We start from the raw sequence: 15,480 nt of genomic DNA, 5'->3' as shown, positions 1-15,480 counted from the left end.
TTATTGATCCAATTTCAAGTATTGATACAGGGTCTCCCGGCTGACACCAAATTCACGGGCCAGCTTCGCTTTTTGCTCGCCCGCCGTGACGCGCCGTTTCAGTTCAGCAATCTGTTCACCGCTCAGAGACTTCTTTCGGCCTCGGTAGGCTCCGCGTTGCTTAGCGAGCGCGATGCCTTCGCGCTGCCGCTCACGGATCAAGGCCCGCTCGAATTCGGCGAATGCCCCCATGACCGACAGCATCAGGTTCGCCATCGGTGAATCCTCGCCGGTGAAGGTCAGGCTTTCCTTGACGAACTCGATGCGCACGCCGCGCTTGGTCAGCTTTTGTACGAGGCGGCGCAAGTCATCGAGGTTGCGCGCCAAGCGATCCATGCTGTGAACCACCACGGTGTCGCCTTCGCGCACGAAGGCCAGCAGCGAATCAAGCTCGGGCCGCTGGGTGTCCTTGCCCGACGCCTTGTCGGTGAACACCCTGCCGACTTCGACATGCTCCAGTTGCCGCTCCGGGTTCTGGTCGAAGCTGCTGACCCGGACGTAGCCGATGCGTTGACCCTGCAAGATACCTCCAAATACGAAAGTGTCAGGAAGAAATCTATGACCTTTCGCCGCAGGTGTCAAGAAACACAAAAGTTAACTCTATTCTGACGTTGCTGGGTGGCTTCTCCTGACATCAGGATAGGGTATGCCTCAGTCTGACAGTGATGAGTCGCAGGCGTTCGGATCGGCATCGGTTTCGCTCCCGGTCTTGGCGCGCGCCTGGAAGCGCTGATAGCACTCCAGCCCGCAGAAGTGCTCGACGTATTCCGCGCCTTCCGGGGTGAAGGCGGCATCGAGCGGGATTTCCTTGCAGCACACGCAGCAACTGGTGGCAGTCGGATCATTTGCATTCATGGTGGCACCCCTCCATTGACTGACGAAGACGGCGAATGCCGCCGCCGGCATCGGCTTGGCGAACAGGAAGCCTTGTCCTGTGTCGCAGTCCGCTTGTCGCAACAAATCAAGACTCGCCGATGTTTCCACGCCTTCGGCCACTACTTCCATGCCAAGCCCATGCGCAAGCTGAATCACGGTGCGCACGATGGTCTGGTCGCGGTGGTCGTTGGCGAGTCCGGCGACAAACGATTGGGCTCTGTTGCAAAGATTGGCGGCAGTCAGAGGTAGGCTGTCGCTCTGCGCCGATCAGGCGGCTGCTGCGAAATGGTGGTTGAGCATGCCCATGGCCTCCGTCAGCGCCGAGGGCCCAATGCCAAAAGCTCTCTCCACAAGGCGCACCTCGCCCCTGATGCCGGGCTGCAGGCACCAGGGGCGAGCCTGTCCTTTGCGCAGGGCTCGCATGACTTCGAATCCCTTGATCGTGGCATAGGCCGTGGGGATCGATTTGAAACCGCGCACCGGCTTGATCAGTATCTTGAGCTTTCCGTGATCGGCCTCGATCACGTTATTGAGATACTTCACCTGCCGGTGGGCCGTCTCCCGGTCCAGCTTTCCTTCGCGCTTCAATTCGGTGATCGCTGCACCATAGCTCGGCGCTTTGTCGGTATTGAGCGTGGCAGGCTTTTCCCAGTGCTTCAGGCCTCGCAGGGCCTTGCCCAGGAACCGCTTCGCTGCCTTGGCGCTGCGGGTCGGCGACAGGTAGAAATCGATCGTGTCGCCCCGCTTGTCGACTGCCCGGTACAGGTAGGTCCACTTGCCCCGCACCTTGACGTAGGTTTCATCCAGGCGCCAGCTCGGATCAAAGCCACGCCGCCAGAACCAGCGCAGCCGCTTCTCCATCTCCGGGGCGTAGCACTGGACCCAGCGATAGATCGTCGTATGGTCGACCGAAATGCCGCGTTCCGCCAGCATTTCCTCAAGGTCGCGATAGCTGATCGGATAGCGACAATACCAGCGCACCGCCCACAGGATCACATCACCCTGGAAATGGCGCCACTTGAAATCCGTCATCGTTCCGTCCGTCCAATCTCCGCCAAGCATGCTCAAGCTTCACGATTTTTGCAACAGAGCCATCTGCACCAATCTCGACTATGCTCAATACTCGTGTGCACCAAAGCGAGGTGAGCATGGCGACGGAGGCTCTGTTGCAAAGATTGGCGGCAGTCAGAGGTAGGCTGTCGCTCTGCGCCGATCAGGCGGCTGCTGCGAAATGGTGGTTGAGCATGCCCATGGCCTCCGTCAGCGCCGAGGGCCCAATGCCAAAAGCTCTCTCCACAAGGCGCACCTCGCCCCTGATGCCGGGCTGCAGGCACCAGGGGCGAGCCTGTCCTTTGCGCAGGGCTCGCATGACTTCGAATCCCTTGATCGTGGCATAGGCCGTGGGGATCGATTTGAAACCGCGCACCGGCTTGATCAGTATCTTGAGCTTTCCGTGATCGGCCTCGATCACGTTATTGAGATACTTCACCTGCCGGTGGGCCGTCTCCCGGTCCAGCTTTCCTTCGCGCTTCAATTCGGTGATCGCTGCACCATAGCTCGGCGCTTTGTCGGTATTGAGCGTGGCAGGCTTTTCCCAGTGCTTCAGGCCTCGCAGGGCCTTGCCCAGGAACCGCTTCGCTGCCTTGGCGCTGCGGGTCGGCGACAGGTAGAAATCGATCGTGTCGCCCCGCTTGTCGACTGCCCGGTACAGGTAGGTCCACTTGCCCCGCACCTTGACGTAGGTTTCATCCAGGCGCCAGCTCGGATCAAAGCCACGCCGCCAGAACCAGCGCAGCCGCTTCTCCATCTCCGGGGCGTAGCACTGGACCCAGCGATAGATCGTCGTATGGTCGACCGAAATGCCGCGTTCCGCCAGCATTTCCTCAAGGTCGCGATAGCTGATCGGATAGCGACAATACCAGCGCACCGCCCACAGGATCACATCACCCTGGAAATGGCGCCACTTGAAATCCGTCATCGTTCCGTCCGTCCAATCTCCGCCAAGCATGCTCAAGCTTCACGATTTTTGCAACAGAGCCAACGATTGGTCGATCTTGAGCGTGCTGATGGGGCAGCATTTCAGGTGTTGCAGGCAGGAATAGCCGGTGCCGAAGTCGTCGGCGGCGAAGCGCACACCGATCTGTCGCAAAGCTTCCAGGGCGGGGAAGATCGCCGGATCACCGAACGCAACCGATTCGGTCAGCTCAATTTCAAGATACGCGGCGGGCAACCCGGCATCGGCCAGCACGCCCTTTACCCACTTGTCGAAATCTGGCCCCACTTGGCTCGCCGCAACATTGACGGCCAGCCGGAACGGTTGCCATGCCAGCACCCGCCAGTCGCGCATTTGACGGCAGGCTGCGCCCAGCACCCATGCGCCGATTTCCGGCATCAGGCCGGACGATTCGATCACGGGCAGGAACTGGCCCGGCGGCAACAGTCCGAGCGTCGGATGACGCCAGCGCAACAGGGCTTCCGCGCCGACAATCTGCTCACTGCGCAAATCGACAATCGGCTGGTAGTGCAGCTCAAGCTGCCCGCGCTCGACCGCCTGCGCCAGTTGCGCCACTGTCCATTCAATTGGCTGGGAAGCGCTCATGATCGACCTCTGAAGGCCCGCAGCAGCCGCGTCACAGACAGGACAAACAAGCCGGTCAGCGTGAGGGCTGCAATACCCCAGTGCTCGCCGATGAACGCGCCGGCCGTCGTGCCGGCCAGCACAATGGCGAGAATCGGCAAATGACAGGGACAGGTGAGCACCGCCAGCGCACCCCACAGGTAGCCGGTGAACGGCTTGTGTGTCTCGGTCGGCAAGCGCTCGGGGCTGTTCATGGCAGACTCTCCGCTTGCTGGGCCGGCGCGGTCGGCATCGCGGCCAACTGCACTTCCAGATCGGCCAACGCTTCGCGTCGGCGTTCGACGAACTGACTCAGCACGGCAAGCTGTGCGGCTGTTTCATCGCAGTCCGCCGCATCCAGCGCCCGGCACAACCGCGCCAATGCGTCCAGGCCGATGCCCGCCTCAAAAGCGGCCCGCACAAAGCACAGCCGCTGCAAGGCGGCGTCATCGAACAAGCCGTAGCCGCCCGTGGTGCAGGCGACTGGCCGCAGCAATCCGCGCAGCAGGTAGTCGCGCACGATATGCACGCTCACCCCGGCCTCAAGGGCCAGTCGGGACACTGTGTAGGCGTTCATCGAACACCTCCTTTTCCTTATCCGGCGCAGCAGGACAGTTGCTTCACGTCCTTGCTGAAGGTCTGCGCCGCGAGCTTCAAGCCCTCGACCATCGTTAGGTAGGGGAACAACTGGTCGGCTAGTTCCTGCACCGTCATGCGGTTGCGAATGGCGAGAACAGCCGTCTGGATCAGTTCGCCCGCTTCCGGGGCCACCACCTGTACGCCAATCAGCCGTCCGCTGCCTTCCTCGATGACCAGCTTGATGAAGCCGCGGGTATCGAAGTTGGCGAGCGCACGCGGCACGTTGTCGAGCGTCAGCGTGCGGCTGTCGGTTTCGATGCCATCGTGGTGCGCTTCCGCCTCGCTGTAGCCCACGGTCGCCACTTGCGGGTCGGTGAACACCACGGCCGGCATCGCGGTCAGATTGATGGCGGCGTCGCCGCCGGTCATGTTAATGGCCGCACGAGTGCCGGCCGCTGCCGCCACATAGACGAACTGCGGCTGGTCGGTGCAGTCGCCGGCCGCGTAGATGTTCGGGCTACTGGTGCGCATGCCCTTGTCGATGACGATGGCCCCCTGCGCATTGACGGCTACCCCCGCCGCTTCCAATGCCAGGCTGCGCGTGTTCGGTGTCCGGCCGGTGGCGACCAGCAGCTTGTCGGCGCGCACTTCGCCCTGTCCAGTGGTCAGCACGAATTCGCCGTCCACATGGGCGACTTGGCTGGCTTGCGTATGTTCCAGTACCTTGATTCCTTCGGCACGGAAGGCGGCTGTGACGGCCTCGCCGATGGCAGGGTCTTCGCGGAAGAACAGCGTGCTGCGCGCAAGGATCGTGACCTGGCTACCCAGCCGGGCGAAGGCTTGCGCCAGTTCCAGCGCCACCACCGACGAGCCGATGACGGCCAGGCGTTCGGGAATGGTGTCGCTGACCAAGGCCTCGGTCGAAGTCCAGTAGGGTGACTCTTTCAGGCCCGGAATCGGCGGCATGGCCGGACTGGCACCCGTGGCGACCAGGCAGCGGTCGAACATCACGACGCGCTCACCACCCTCGTTCAAACTAACGATAAGGCTCTGGTCGTCCTTGAAACGCGCTTCACCGTGCAGAACGGTGATGGCTGAATTGCCGTCCAGGATGCCTTCGTACTTGGCATGACGGAGTTCTTCGACACGGGCCTGCTGCTGGGCCAGCAGCCGCTCGCGCAAGATCGTCGGCGGTGTGGGTGGCATGCCGCCGTCGAATGGGCTTTCCCGGCGCAGATGGGCGATGTGGGCGGCGCGGATCATGATCTTGGACGGCACACAACCGACGTTGACGCAGGTGCCGCCGATGGTGCCGCGCTCAATCAGCGTGACCTGCGCGCCTTGCTCGACGGCCTTCAGTGCTGCCGCCATCGCGGCTCCACCGCTGCCGATCACGGCGACTTGCAACGGGCGCTCGCCGCCGCTGCCCTTGTCGGCGGCACCCATCCAGCCGCGCACCTTGTCGAACAGCCCAGTGCGGTTGTCGGTCGGCGGGGCATCGGCGAGCATCGCTTTGTAGCCCAGGCCAGCCACGGCGGCGGTCAGTGCGTCCGGCGCTGTGCCTGGATCAAGGGCGAGCTGGGCCGCGCCCTTGGCATAGGACACTATGGCAGATTGGACGCCGGGTACTTTTTCCAGCGCTTCCTTGACGTGCGCCGCGCACGAGTCGCAGGTCATGCCGGTGATTTTTAGATGGGTCATGCGACAGATCCTTTTTCGTTTGTGGTAGCAGACAAGGGCGTCAGATGTGCTGCGCTGCCGTTTTCAGTGCCTCACTTCTTGACGCTGGACGGATAGCCTGCGTCTTCGGTGGCCTTGGTCAGCTTCTGCACGCTGGTCTTGGCATCATCGAAGGTGACAACCGCTTCGCGTGTCTCGAAGGTCACGTTAACTTTGCTGACGCCTTCGACCTTGGAAATCGCCTTCTTGACGGTGATCGGACAAGCGGAGCAGGTCATGCCCGGTACGGACAGCGTGACGGTCTGGGTGGCGGCCCACACGGGGGCAACAACGGCAGCGATGGCGAGAGAGGCAAACAGTTTTTTCATGATGAACTCCTGTGATTAATAGAAAAATGGCATGACGTAGGGAAATCCGAGCGCGACCAGAACCAGCGCGGCCACGACCCAGAAAATGAGCTTGTAAGTAGCGCGCACTTGGGGAATCGCACACACATCCCCTGGTTTGCAGGCTTGCGCCGGTCGGTAGATGCGCCGCCAGGCGAAAAACAGCGCCACCAACGCCGCGCCGATGAAGATCGGGCGATAAGGTTCCAACACCGTCAAGTTGCCGATCCAAGCGCCGCTGAACCCCAGGGCGATCAGAACCAGCGGCCCCAGGCAGCAAGCCGAGGCGAGGATGGCGGCTAGCCCGCCAGTGAAGAGCGCCCCGCGCCCGTTTTGAGGTTCAGACATACGCTTGTCCTTTCAAATCTGGATTGGATAGCTTAAGCTTACTTCCGTACCAATGTACGGAGTCAAGCGATATGGAAAAAAATTTGGAGAATCTGACTATTGGCGTTTTCGCCAAGGCGGCCGGGGTCAACGTGGAAACAATCCGGTTCTATCAGCGCAAGGGCTTGTTGCCGGAGCCGGACAAGCCCTATGGCAGCATCCGCCGCTATGGCGAGGCGGATGTGACGCGGGTGCGCTTCGTGAAATCAGCCCAGCGGCTCGGATTCAGCCTCGACGAGATCGCAGAGCTGCTGAGGCTGGATGACGGCACCCACTGCGAGGAAGCCAGCAGCCTGGCCGAGCACAAGCTTCAGGACGTGCGCGAAAAAATGACCGACCTGGCGCGCATGGAAACCGTGCTATCCGAACTTGTGTTCGCCTGCCATGCGCGGCAAGGGAACGTTTCTTGCCCGCTGATTGCTTCGCTGCAAGGGGAGAAAGAGCCGCGTGGTGCCGACGCGGTGTAGCCGAGGGTAGTTACGCCTTAGCGTGCTTTATTTTCCGTTTTCTGAGACGACCCCCTATATTGCGTTCTTCAGCCAGTTCATTACCTGCGGCGTATGGGAAGGCGTCTACCTCCTGGACGGACTGCTGAAGAACACGTCGGACCTTCAGCCCACAAAAATCCATGCGGACACCCAGGGTCAGTCATACACCGTGTTCGGTTTGGCACACCTTCTGGGAATTGAACTGATGCCACGAATTCGCAACTGGAAGGACTACCGGTTCTATCGGCCCGACGCGAAGGTGCGCTATGACCATATCGATGCGATATTCAAGGAACGCATCGACTGGGCGCTGATTGAACGGCATTGGAAGGATCTGATGCAGGTAGTGATTTCGATCCGCAACGGTCGCATGGCCGCATCCACCCTGCTGCGCAAGCTTGGATCCGCCAGCAGGAAGAACCGGCTGTACCATGCCTTCAAGGAATTGGGGGCGGCCGTGCGCACCTTGTTCCTGCTGCGCTATATCTCGGACCTCCAACTTCGCGAGCAGATCACGGCAGCCACGAACAAGGTCGAAGCCTTCAATGGGTTTTCCAAGCACCTGTTCTTCGGCGGTGAGGGCGTCATTGCTCGCAATGACCCGGTCGAACAGGAAAAGGCGATCAAGTACAACAACGTCGTCGCTAACGCCGTCATGTGCTGGAATGCGGTCCAGCAGAGCCGCCTGATTCGGCTCCTCCGCAAGAGTGGCTGGAAGATCACCTCCACCCAAGTGGCCTACCTGAGCCCCTATCTGACGAGCCACATCAAGCGTTTCGGGGACTACACGATCGATATCAAGTTGGTCCCACCGCCGGTGGAGCCGGATCTGGATCTGGACGACTGAGCTGCCGGGGTTGGTCGGCATGCGTCGAAAGTCACGCAACACATTGATCAAAAACAACTTTCGCGATCCTGTGCATGGTTTTTACACGTATGTCGGCTGTACCCCGAATAGACGAGATCGCGAGCGGGTTGGCGTATCCAAGCTGGCATTGGCGCGGTCGTGCCAGCCACGGACAGTTCAAGCAACGCCAAACTGTTCGGACACAAGCACTCCGCGCATGGGGCCCGAATAGCTGGATCAATGGCGCCACGTCGAAGTACGCGCTGTATGCGGAACGAGAGACGGTATGCTAGGTTCAGCGGGTGCGCCGCAATGCCATGAACACCCTCCGACGACTGCGATTCCCGGGCTGGCTGCTCATTGTGGCCATCTTGTGCGTTTCGCTATCGCCAGTGACATTGGCCTCGACCGACTCATCGGTGAAGAGTCAGCAGTGCGCGTACTCTGACGGGACGACAACCGATCAAGGGCGCGTTGGCGGGTCCTGTGCTGGCGAGGATATAGGGTGCCTGCACGTTTGCAGCGCACTGATTTACGCGCCCATGTTTCTCTTTGATTTCAGAGCATCGATCCGACCGGATTCACTCAACGCTCTCGATCTTGCCAGACGGGAGCGACCGCCTCATCCCCCGCCGAAAGCCTGAGTCTTCCCATCACCTACCTGACTCGCGATCTGCCTCAGCCGGTCGCGGCTTGACCGTGCGTGCCATGCACGCCGTATTACGGATGGAGAAAGACACATGAAGTTGGAAGGCGTCACGGGGACGTGTACCCGACACTGGGAGCGAGGGGCTGCCGCTCTCATCGGGATCAGCCCGTTCAATAGTTATTTCAGCGCCGAACGCATCAGGTCGATTCTGGAGTTCTGCGAGCGCGACGAGCGGCCGGTTGCGTTGTTCATTCCGGACGATGTGACCCGATTCACGCTGCAGGCGCGTGGTTACACGCCTGCGCAGGCCATAAGAAAAACGCAGCGACAAACCCGGTACCTGTACAACAAGATCGAACGCGCCGCCGGTGACAGGGATCTCAAGATCTTCGGGTGCCAATCACTGGAGGTAAACCCAGCGTACGTAAAGCACCACACCGCCTTGTGTCAGGCGTTCGAGACCGACCAGCCCTTCCGTCAAGGTTGCCTCGACACGACGCATTGGGTACTGGCAGCATCCGAGAACGAACCGGTCAGCACGCAGGCAGCATTGCTCGGCGTGCGTTACTTGCTGGCAGAGTTGCCCTTGTTCTTGCATGCGCCGGAAATTCTCGGTGAGAAAGCCGTCGTGTTTATCTACCACCAATGCCCAGACTTCATCGCGGCCCTGTACCGAAACCCAGAGCGCACACGTATATCACCTGGGCAGGGTTTCGGGGTGCTGCAATCCTTGGTGGACGATCAAGCAAAACATCACGACGCGGCGCTTGCCAGCTCTGCGGTCTGAGTGATCTTGGAGGCACTTTCCCGACCCCGCTTCGGCGGGGTTTTGGTGCGCCAGGCATGGGCGTATCAGCGTCAGAGCCTTGTTGCCCTTGCATCAACCCGCCCCTTCCTCGCGGTGCACGCCGCCGGCAGCCACGTTCACGCCTTCCGCCAGGGTCGGGTGGATATGGATGGCGCGGGCAACGTCTTGAAAGGTGGCGCCGACCCGCATGGCGACAATCAGCTCGTGGATCAGGTTGTCGCCCTCGGGGCCGATGATGTGCGCACCCAAGACCTTGTCGGTCGCGTCATCGGCGATGATCTTGATGAACCCGTCGGTTTCGCCGATGGCGCGGGCCTTCGCCACCGCTTTGAACGGCTGCACCCCGATCTTGAGCGTGTATCCCTGCTTCCTCGCTTCGGACTCGGTCAGTCCAACAGAACCGATAGAAGGATCGGTGAATACGGCGTGCGGCACGAGCCTCTGGTCCGCTGTCGCGGCGGGGTCGCCCTTGATCAGGGCGCGATAGAGGATCTCCGCATCATCTCGCGCCGAGTGGGTAAACATTGGTGGACCTTTCACGTCACCCATCGCCCAGATGCCGGCGGCCGACGTCCGGAATTGATCGTCGACTTTGATGAAACCGGCACGATCGGTTTCCACGCCGACCGCTGCCAAGTTCAAGCCGGCTGTATTCGGCGTACGTCCAGTGGCGAGCAGCAGGTGCGTGCTCTCGAAGGTTCGCTCCCCGGCGCCTGTGCGGGCGTTGACCACAATGGTGCCGCCCGACTGCTTGACGCTAGTCACCTCGGCTCCAGTCACCACCTCGATTCCCTCACGTCGAAACACTTCGGCCAGAACTGCACTGATATCCGGCTCCTCGTTCGGCACGAGACGCTCGGCGCGCTGGAGCAGCGTGACCCGTGAGCCAAAACGTGCGTACATCTGGGCGAATTCGACGCCGACGTAGCCACCGCCCACAATAGTCAAGGACTCCGGCAACTCCGTCAGATCGAGCGCAGACCGGTTGGTCAGGTAGTCCACGCCGTCCAACCCGTCGATGGGCGGAACGGTCGCCTCCGTGCCCGTGTTGATGACGATCATCGCGGACTCCAGCATGCGTTCGCCGACGATCAGGCGCCCAGGTCCATCGAAGCGCGCATCGCTCTCGATCAAGTGAAGATTTTCGATTTTTCCGACACCCCGGTACGCACCGTCCCGGATCGGCTTCACCACCTCGTCCTTGCGCCGGACGATCGCTGCGAGATCCGCCTTCGGCTCCCCGGCCACGATGCCGAACTCGGCCGCGCGGCGCACGTGGTGCATGATCTTCGCCGAATGGATCATGGTCTTGGTCGGGATGCAGCCACGATTGAGGCAGGTGCCGCCGAGCAGCTCCCGCTCGACCAGGGCGGTCTTCCGGCCTTTGAGTGCGGCTTTCTGGGCGAAGGGAAGCCCTGACATCCCGCCTCCGATCACGATCAGGTCGAAATGTTTGCTCTCACTCATGTTCTTCTCCTTTATGTCGAACTCGTTTCAGCAGGGCCTCCAGGTGAGTGGCGATCGTGGATGCAAGACGCTTGGCGCGGATGGCGGAATTTCCACTGAATCGCTCATCCACGGTTTCCACGAATAACGCCAGCCACCGTTGGAAATGTCGGTGTTGCAGGGGGTGTCGAGCATGCAGCGAGATATGCCTGGCAATCATGTTGCGCCGGTAGCTTTCGCGGTTTCTGAGCAGCATCTTGCGCCAATAAGCGCGAACTATTGGTTTATGTTGCTGCAGGTCAATGTCTTTGAAAATCGGCCCAAGCACCGAGTCAGCCACTACTTCCGCGTAAAAGGCATCCACAAGGTCGGCAATGGCCTCCGGCGAGTTCAGTTCACGTTTGGTTCGTGGATCCGCGGACATCGTTCTTGCCAGGCGATCACAGGCGGTCGTCACGCGGGACAGGATGCGGCGATGCGCGTGCGCAGGAAGGCCATATCCTGCTCGGACAGTGCCGCCAGGTTCTTCAACATCGGCAGGCGGCGGATATCGTCCATCGCCATCGGGGTGTCCAGACGCGGGTTGAGACGGTGATAAGCCGGGCCAAGCAGGCCCTCGGCCAGCAGGTCGACGTACTGGGATTGGCTCTCGTTGGAAACGCTGTGAAAGTGTGCGCCCCACGCGAGCCGGCCGCCTGCTCGCAGCCGATCCGGATCGTAGGGCATGGCACACAGTTCGCCGGTGCCCACCGACAACACGGCCAGTTGCTCCAGGCAGGTGGCGCCGAGGTCGTAAGGCGGCGCCATGCCGCGGCGGCTCTTGCGGCTGAAGCGGAAGGCCTCCACCACACCCAGCAGCGCGGGGTTGTTGGCGTACAATCCGCCGTCCACCAGATCGGTCCAGTGCGCGGTGGACTGCGCGGCAAAGAAGGTTGGCGCCGCGGACGTGGCCAATGCCAATTCGACCAGGCGGTCATGGCCATGGATCGCTGGCTGGACGTAATCGCTCCGGAACAGCAGCGGCCGTGCGTTGACCAGCGAGGTCGCCGTCACGCAGACATCCGTCCGTACATCTTCCAGCGTGCGTTCGCCGAAAAAAGCCTGCATTGCCTTGCGCAAAGCATCGGTGCGGTAGCGGGGACGGAAGGTGCCGATCCAACTGGGGCGGCGCATTGCCGCGCCGAAGATGCGTGGAAGGTGTGCCTCGTACGAGGCCGACACCGCACTAACCGGCTGGCCGAGCGCAAGCGCCAGCGCGATGATGCCGCCAGTCGAGGTGCCGCAGATCAGGTCGAACCGGGCGCCGAGGGGAAGCGTCGCGTCGGTCAGCGCGTTCAAGTACGTTTCGACGTGTTCGAGAATCTTGAGTGTCAGGTAACCGCGTGCGCCGCCGCCGTCGAGGGCCAACACCGAGAATAGCGGTGGCGCCGCAGGGTTCATTCGTGGCGCGGGTCTTGCGCCGGGTCCGCCCCGCTGGCGCCTTCGGCGCGCATCCTGAAGCGCTGCAGGCATTCCACTCCGCAAAAATGCTCGACATATCCGGTGCCTTCCGGCGTCAATGCCGCAGTCAGCGGAATCTCCCTGCAACAAACGCAACAACTGACGGTGGTGTTCTCGGTAGCGTCGTTCATGGGTGCCTCGGTATGGCGCGCAAGGCGCAGATCAGCGACACGACGAACAGCGTCGCGAACGCGAGCGCCGTCATGCCCAGATGATGGTCCAGGAAGGCGCCGGCCGCCGTCCCCGACAGGAGTAGCGCCAGCACGGGCAGATGACAGGGGCAGGACAGCACGGCGAGCGCGCCCCAGCCCCACGCGCGCAGCCGGGAGATTGCACCGGGTCTGGCTGCGTTGGCGCTCTCCGTTGCCGACTGCTTCGCCTGGTGTGGGAGACTGCGCGCCACGATTCACTCCCGATCGCTGCCATCAGCCAATTCGGCCAGCTTTGCCGTGACTTCGGACAATGTCGTCTGCTTCGCCGCAACGCGCCCCAGCAGGCGCTGCACGCAATCCCGTACTTGGGCGTCGTCATGCGCATCGATGGCCCGGCACAGGTGCGTCAGTTCGTCCAGCCCGATGCCGGCCTCGAAGGCGGTGCGCACGAAGCGCAGCCGCGCCAGCGACCGTTCGTCGAAAATTCCGTACCCGCCTTCCGTGCGCCGTGCCGGATGCAGCAGGCCGCGCACCACATGGTCGCGCACCACATGGACACTTACGCCTGCGTCTTCGGCCAGGCTGGAGATCGTATAGGCGTTCATGGCTGCACTTGGCGGCTCAGCCCGCACAACACGACAGCTGCTTCACGTCCTTGGTGAAGGTCTGCGCGGCGAGCTTGAGCCCCTCGACCATGGTCAGGTAGGGGAACAACTGATCGGCCAGGTCCTGCACGGTCATCCGGGCCCGGATCGCGAGTGCGGCGGCCTGGATGATCTCGCCCGCTTCCGGCGCGACCGCCTGCACGCCGATCAGCCGGCCGCTGCCGGCCTCGGCGACCAGCTTGATGAAGCCGTGGGTGTCGAAGTTGACCAGCGCTCGCGGCACGTTGTCGAGCGTGAGCGTGCGGCTTTCAGTCTCGATGCCGTCATGGTGTGCTTCGGCCTCGCTGTAGCCCACGGTGGCCACCTGCGGGTCGGTGAACACCACCGCCGGCATCGCGGTCAGGTCCAGTGCCGCGTCGCCACCGGTCATGTTGATGGCCGCGCGGGTGCCGGCCGCTGCAGCCACGTAGACGAACTGCGGCTGGTCGGTGCAATCGCCGGCGGCATAAATGTGCGGCACGGAGGTGCGCATGGCGCGGTCGACGACGATGGCGCCTTGTGCATTGACGGTGACGCCCGCCGCGTCCAGGGCCAGACTGCGGGTGTTGGGCGAGCGGCCGGTGGCGACCAGCAGCCGGTCGGCGCGCAGTTCGCCGTGGTTTGTGGCGAGGACGAATTCATCGTCCAGGTACGACACCTGGCTGGCCTGGGTCTGTTCCAGCACCTCGATGCCCTCGGCGCGGAAGGCCGCGGTCACCGCTTCGCCGATGGCCGGATCCTCGCGGAAGAACAAGCTGCTGCGCGCCAGGACCGTGACCCGGCTGCCCAGCCGGGCGAAGGCCTGCGCCAGCTCGACCGCCACCACCGAGGAGCCGATGACGGCCAATCGCTCGGGGATGCGTTCACTGGCCAGCGCTTCGGTCGACGTCCAGTAGGGAGTGTCTTTCAGGCCCGGGATCGGCGGCACCGCGGCGCTGGCGCCGGTCGCGATCAGGCACCGGTCGAACGCCACGTCACGCTCGCCACCATCGGCCAGGCGAACGCCCAAGGTGTGTCCATTCTTGAAGCGCGCCTCGCCCCGCACGACTTCGATGTTCGGGTTTCCGTCCAGGATGGATTCGTACTTGGCGTGGCGCAATTCGTCGACGCGGGCCTGCTGCTGGGCAAACAGGCGTGCGCGGTCGATGGCGGGTTCGCCTGCGGCGACGCCAGCGTCGAACGGACTGGTCCGCCGCAGGTGTGCAACGTGCGCGGCACGGATCATGATCTTCGAGGGCACGCAGCCGATATTGACGCAGGTGCCGCCGATCGTGCCGCGTTCGATCAGCGTGACCTGGGCGCCCAATTCTGCGGCCTTGAGGGCGCCGGCCATGGCGCCGCCGCCGCTGCCGAGGATGGCGATCCGCAGACGCGCCGGCGTGTCCGCCGAATCCGCGGGACTCGATGTGTTGCGCGACCTGAACAATCCACCCAAGGCGCCCAGCACGTTGTCGATGCCCGAAGGCTTCGCGGATCCAGGCGTTGTGCGCTCGCGCTCCGCCGTCTCCACCAGCCGATAGTTACGGGGCAAGGCGGCGTTCAATTGCTCCAGCGTCACCGGTTGGGCACTGTGGACGCGGGCTTCCTGCCTGGGATAGCTGACCGTGACCTCGGTGAGTTCCGACAGCGATCGCAGTGCGTTCTCCACGTGGAGGGCGCAGTCCGCGCAGGTCATGCCGGTCACGTTCAAGATGCGTTCGTTCATGGGGTTCCCAATCTCTGTTCAGATCCAAATATGGAGTGGCGACGCCACAAGTCCGTGCGAGCGGCTGCGTGCCGCCTGGTGCGGCCTCGAAATCATGCTCGCCATCAGCAGCAATACGGCGCCGCCACGATCAGCAGGAGCACGAGGCCAGCCATCACCGCGACCGCGAAGAAATCGTCCTTCTTCGATCGCAACCAGGCCTTCATGCGTTCGGTGGGTTTTGCCGGTGTCATGGCCGCGGCCCCGGTGCGTCGCAATGTGTTGGCCCGCAACGGCGGCTGGCCGGCGACACCAGATCCCACAGAGACACCGCCACCATCAAACCGAGCCCGGCGTAGGTGGCGTAGCTGCTCCACCCGTACTTGAACCAGGGATAGAGCGACAGCAGCACGATGACCGGTCCCAGCATGCCCAGCACGCTGCGGTGCCACTGCCGATGGCTGAGCCAGCCCAGTGCATTGACGACGAGCGCGAGTCCGGCAAACAGCGGGAGCAGCGTGTTGACGAAGAGGCCTTCCCACCGGCTGAGGAAGCCGAGCCCGATGGCCGCGCCGAGGCTGGCGATGGCGGGGAAGCACATCGCACAGCCCATGGCGGACACTACAGCGCCGATTGAGCCGGCCTTGTCGCCGAGTCGGGCGATCCAACGGATCGGTTGGACCGCAGTCCTCACGGCC

At 62.5% G+C, this 15,480-nt stretch carries 18 protein-coding genes and 4 pseudogenes; 3 read left to right on the top strand and 19 right to left on the bottom strand.

Annotated features, from left to right (window positions below; translation table 11 throughout):
* The 10 genes and pseudogenes from ACGHX3_RS19815 to ACGHX3_RS19770 all read right to left on the bottom strand — a co-directional run bounded on the left by ACGHX3_RS19815 (nucleotide 1) and on the right by ACGHX3_RS19770 (nucleotide 6,525).
* Nucleotides 1–561: a recombinase family protein gene (locus ACGHX3_RS19815; protein ID WP_003055107.1), complete on the bottom strand. Its 561-nt coding sequence runs from the start codon at nucleotides 559–561 to the stop codon at nucleotides 1–3.
* Between the two features lie 129 nt (nucleotides 562–690).
* Nucleotides 691–1,128: pseudogene (locus ACGHX3_RS19810) on the bottom strand (DUF3330 domain-containing protein); the annotation flags it as partial.
* Nucleotides 1,129–1,182: 54 nt separating this feature from the next.
* Nucleotides 1,183–1,947 carry an IS6-like element IS6100 family transposase gene (locus ACGHX3_RS19805; RefSeq protein WP_001389365.1) on the bottom strand — a complete coding sequence of 255 codons (765 nt, stop codon included), beginning with the start codon at nucleotides 1,945–1,947 and terminating at the stop codon, nucleotides 1,183–1,185.
* 181 nt (nucleotides 1,948–2,128) lie between these two features.
* On the bottom strand, nucleotides 2,129–2,893 hold the full coding sequence (locus ACGHX3_RS19800; protein WP_001389365.1) for an IS6-like element IS6100 family transposase: 765 nt from the start codon (nucleotides 2,891–2,893) through the stop codon (nucleotides 2,129–2,131).
* 63 nt (nucleotides 2,894–2,956) lie between these two features.
* Nucleotides 2,957–3,514, bottom strand: a pseudogene (locus ACGHX3_RS19795) (EAL domain-containing protein); the annotation flags it as partial.
* The gene (gene merE / locus ACGHX3_RS19790; protein WP_003090697.1) at nucleotides 3,511–3,747 is read right to left on the bottom strand and encodes a broad-spectrum mercury transporter MerE; all 237 of its coding nucleotides are present in this window, start codon (nucleotides 3,745–3,747) and stop codon (nucleotides 3,511–3,513) included. The gene merE (ACGHX3_RS19790) and the pseudogene ACGHX3_RS19795, both read right to left, overlap by 4 nt.
* Nucleotides 3,744–4,109 (bottom strand): mercury resistance co-regulator MerD, encoded by a 366-nt coding sequence (merD, locus tag ACGHX3_RS19785; RefSeq protein WP_003090698.1) that lies wholly within the window; start codon nucleotides 4,107–4,109, stop codon nucleotides 3,744–3,746. The genes merE (ACGHX3_RS19790) and merD (ACGHX3_RS19785) overlap by 4 nt, the downstream gene beginning before the upstream one ends.
* Before the next feature lie 17 nt (nucleotides 4,110–4,126).
* Nucleotides 4,127–5,812: a mercury(II) reductase gene (gene merA / locus ACGHX3_RS19780; RefSeq protein ID WP_003090700.1), complete on the bottom strand. Its 1,686-nt coding sequence runs from the start codon at nucleotides 5,810–5,812 to the stop codon at nucleotides 4,127–4,129.
* A gap of 71 nt (nucleotides 5,813–5,883) precedes the next feature.
* A complete protein-coding gene (gene merP / locus ACGHX3_RS19775) occupies nucleotides 5,884–6,159 on the bottom strand; it encodes a mercury resistance system periplasmic binding protein MerP (protein ID WP_000732290.1) in 276 nt (91 codons plus the stop codon).
* Nucleotides 6,160–6,174: 15 nt separating this feature from the next.
* Complete coding sequence (locus ACGHX3_RS19770; RefSeq protein WP_001294666.1) at nucleotides 6,175–6,525, bottom strand: mercuric transport protein MerT; 351 nt, start codon at nucleotides 6,523–6,525, stop codon at nucleotides 6,175–6,177.
* 71 nt (nucleotides 6,526–6,596) lie between these two features.
* On the opposite strand from ACGHX3_RS19770, the gene ACGHX3_RS19765 reads away from it, so the two are divergent.
* The 3 genes and pseudogenes from ACGHX3_RS19765 to ACGHX3_RS19755 all read left to right on the top strand — a co-directional run bounded on the left by ACGHX3_RS19765 (nucleotide 6,597) and on the right by ACGHX3_RS19755 (nucleotide 9,335).
* Nucleotides 6,597–7,031, top strand: a complete 435-nt coding sequence (locus ACGHX3_RS19765) for a mercury resistance transcriptional regulator MerR (protein ID WP_000414383.1) — start codon at nucleotides 6,597–6,599, stop codon at nucleotides 7,029–7,031.
* A 22-nt stretch (nucleotides 7,032–7,053) separates the two neighbouring features.
* A pseudogene (locus tag ACGHX3_RS19760) lies at nucleotides 7,054–7,899 on the top strand (Tn3 family transposase); the annotation flags it as partial.
* A gap of 740 nt (nucleotides 7,900–8,639) precedes the next feature.
* Nucleotides 8,640–9,335 carry a tRNA-dependent cyclodipeptide synthase gene (locus ACGHX3_RS19755; RefSeq protein WP_206620827.1) on the top strand — a complete coding sequence of 232 codons (696 nt, stop codon included), beginning with the start codon at nucleotides 8,640–8,642 and terminating at the stop codon, nucleotides 9,333–9,335.
* 93 nt (nucleotides 9,336–9,428) lie between these two features.
* Here the strand turns inward: ACGHX3_RS19755 and lpdA are convergent, their stop codons facing one another.
* The 9 genes and pseudogenes from lpdA to merC form a co-directional block, all read right to left on the bottom strand.
* Nucleotides 9,429–10,823 carry a dihydrolipoyl dehydrogenase gene (gene lpdA / locus ACGHX3_RS19750; protein ID WP_206620826.1) on the bottom strand — a complete coding sequence of 465 codons (1,395 nt, stop codon included), beginning with the start codon at nucleotides 10,821–10,823 and terminating at the stop codon, nucleotides 9,429–9,431.
* The gene (locus ACGHX3_RS19745; RefSeq protein WP_206620825.1) at nucleotides 10,816–11,226 is read right to left on the bottom strand and encodes a group III truncated hemoglobin; all 411 of its coding nucleotides are present in this window, start codon (nucleotides 11,224–11,226) and stop codon (nucleotides 10,816–10,818) included. Before ACGHX3_RS19745 ends, lpdA begins: the two co-directional genes overlap by 8 nt.
* A 29-nt stretch (nucleotides 11,227–11,255) precedes the next feature.
* Nucleotides 11,256–12,212, bottom strand: a complete 957-nt coding sequence (locus ACGHX3_RS19740; RefSeq protein ID WP_343244399.1) for a patatin-like phospholipase family protein — start codon at nucleotides 12,210–12,212, stop codon at nucleotides 11,256–11,258.
* A gap of 26 nt (nucleotides 12,213–12,238) precedes the next feature.
* A pseudogene (locus ACGHX3_RS19735) lies at nucleotides 12,239–12,439 on the bottom strand (DUF3330 domain-containing protein); the annotation flags it as partial.
* On the bottom strand, nucleotides 12,430–12,633 hold the full coding sequence (merE, locus tag ACGHX3_RS19730; RefSeq protein ID WP_206620833.1) for a broad-spectrum mercury transporter MerE: 204 nt from the start codon (nucleotides 12,631–12,633) through the stop codon (nucleotides 12,430–12,432). The gene merE (ACGHX3_RS19730) and the pseudogene ACGHX3_RS19735, both read right to left, overlap by 10 nt.
* A gap of 75 nt (nucleotides 12,634–12,708) precedes the next feature.
* A complete protein-coding gene (gene merD, locus ACGHX3_RS19725; RefSeq protein ID WP_206620822.1) occupies nucleotides 12,709–13,059 on the bottom strand; it encodes a mercuric resistance transcriptional repressor MerD in 351 nt (116 codons plus the stop codon).
* Between the two features lie 16 nt (nucleotides 13,060–13,075).
* Nucleotides 13,076–14,803 (bottom strand): mercury(II) reductase, encoded by a 1,728-nt coding sequence (gene merA, locus ACGHX3_RS19720; protein WP_206620821.1) that lies wholly within the window; start codon nucleotides 14,801–14,803, stop codon nucleotides 13,076–13,078.
* Between the two features lie 104 nt (nucleotides 14,804–14,907).
* Complete coding sequence (locus tag ACGHX3_RS19715; RefSeq protein WP_394697500.1) at nucleotides 14,908–15,036, bottom strand: hypothetical protein; 129 nt, start codon at nucleotides 15,034–15,036, stop codon at nucleotides 14,908–14,910.
* Nucleotides 15,033–15,476 carry an organomercurial transporter MerC gene (gene merC, locus ACGHX3_RS19710; protein ID WP_394697499.1) on the bottom strand — a complete coding sequence of 148 codons (444 nt, stop codon included), beginning with the start codon at nucleotides 15,474–15,476 and terminating at the stop codon, nucleotides 15,033–15,035. The genes ACGHX3_RS19715 and merC overlap by 4 nt, the downstream gene beginning before the upstream one ends.
* Nucleotides 15,477–15,480: the final 4 nt, after the last annotated feature.

Source organism: Pseudoxanthomonas japonensis (genome assembly GCF_043632995.1).
Classification (GTDB): domain Bacteria; phylum Pseudomonadota; class Gammaproteobacteria; order Xanthomonadales; family Xanthomonadaceae; genus Pseudoxanthomonas_A; species Pseudoxanthomonas_A japonensis.
The sequence above is the reverse complement of the archived record's forward strand: the minus strand, read 5'-3'. Positions and strand labels throughout refer to the sequence as shown.

What these genes read in the sequence shown, in the direction of transcription:
- ACGHX3_RS19805 (WP_001389365.1), bottom strand. Translation starts at nt 1,947, where the DNA reads ATGACGGATTTCAAGTGGCGCCATTTCCAGGGTGATGTGATCCTGTGG.
- ACGHX3_RS19800 (WP_001389365.1), bottom strand. Translation starts at nt 2,893, where the DNA reads ATGACGGATTTCAAGTGGCGCCATTTCCAGGGTGATGTGATCCTGTGG.
- merE (WP_003090697.1), bottom strand. Translation starts at nt 3,747, where the DNA reads ATGAACAGCCCCGAGCGCTTGCCGACCGAGACACACAAGCCGTTCACC.
- merD (WP_003090698.1), bottom strand. Translation starts at nt 4,109, where the DNA reads ATGAACGCCTACACAGTGTCCCGACTGGCCCTTGAGGCCGGGGTGAGC.
- merA (WP_003090700.1), bottom strand. Translation starts at nt 5,812, where the DNA reads ATGACCCATCTAAAAATCACCGGCATGACCTGCGACTCGTGCGCGGCG.
- merP (WP_000732290.1), bottom strand. Translation starts at nt 6,159, where the DNA reads ATGAAAAAACTGTTTGCCTCTCTCGCCATCGCTGCCGTTGTTGCCCCC.
- ACGHX3_RS19770 (WP_001294666.1), bottom strand. Translation starts at nt 6,525, where the DNA reads ATGTCTGAACCTCAAAACGGGCGCGGGGCGCTCTTCACTGGCGGGCTA.
- ACGHX3_RS19765 (WP_000414383.1), top strand. Translation starts at nt 6,597, where the DNA reads ATGGAAAAAAATTTGGAGAATCTGACTATTGGCGTTTTCGCCAAGGCG.
- ACGHX3_RS19755 (WP_206620827.1), top strand. Translation starts at nt 8,640, where the DNA reads ATGAAGTTGGAAGGCGTCACGGGGACGTGTACCCGACACTGGGAGCGA.
- lpdA (WP_206620826.1), bottom strand. Translation starts at nt 10,823, where the DNA reads ATGAGTGAGAGCAAACATTTCGACCTGATCGTGATCGGAGGCGGGATG.
- ACGHX3_RS19745 (WP_206620825.1), bottom strand. Translation starts at nt 11,226, where the DNA reads ATGTCCGCGGATCCACGAACCAAACGTGAACTGAACTCGCCGGAGGCC.
- merD (WP_206620822.1), bottom strand. Translation starts at nt 13,059, where the DNA reads ATGAACGCCTATACGATCTCCAGCCTGGCCGAAGACGCAGGCGTAAGT.
- merA (WP_206620821.1), bottom strand. Translation starts at nt 14,803, where the DNA reads ATGAACGAACGCATCTTGAACGTGACCGGCATGACCTGCGCGGACTGC.
- ACGHX3_RS19715 (WP_394697500.1), bottom strand. Translation starts at nt 15,036, where the DNA reads ATGACACCGGCAAAACCCACCGAACGCATGAAGGCCTGGTTGCGATCG.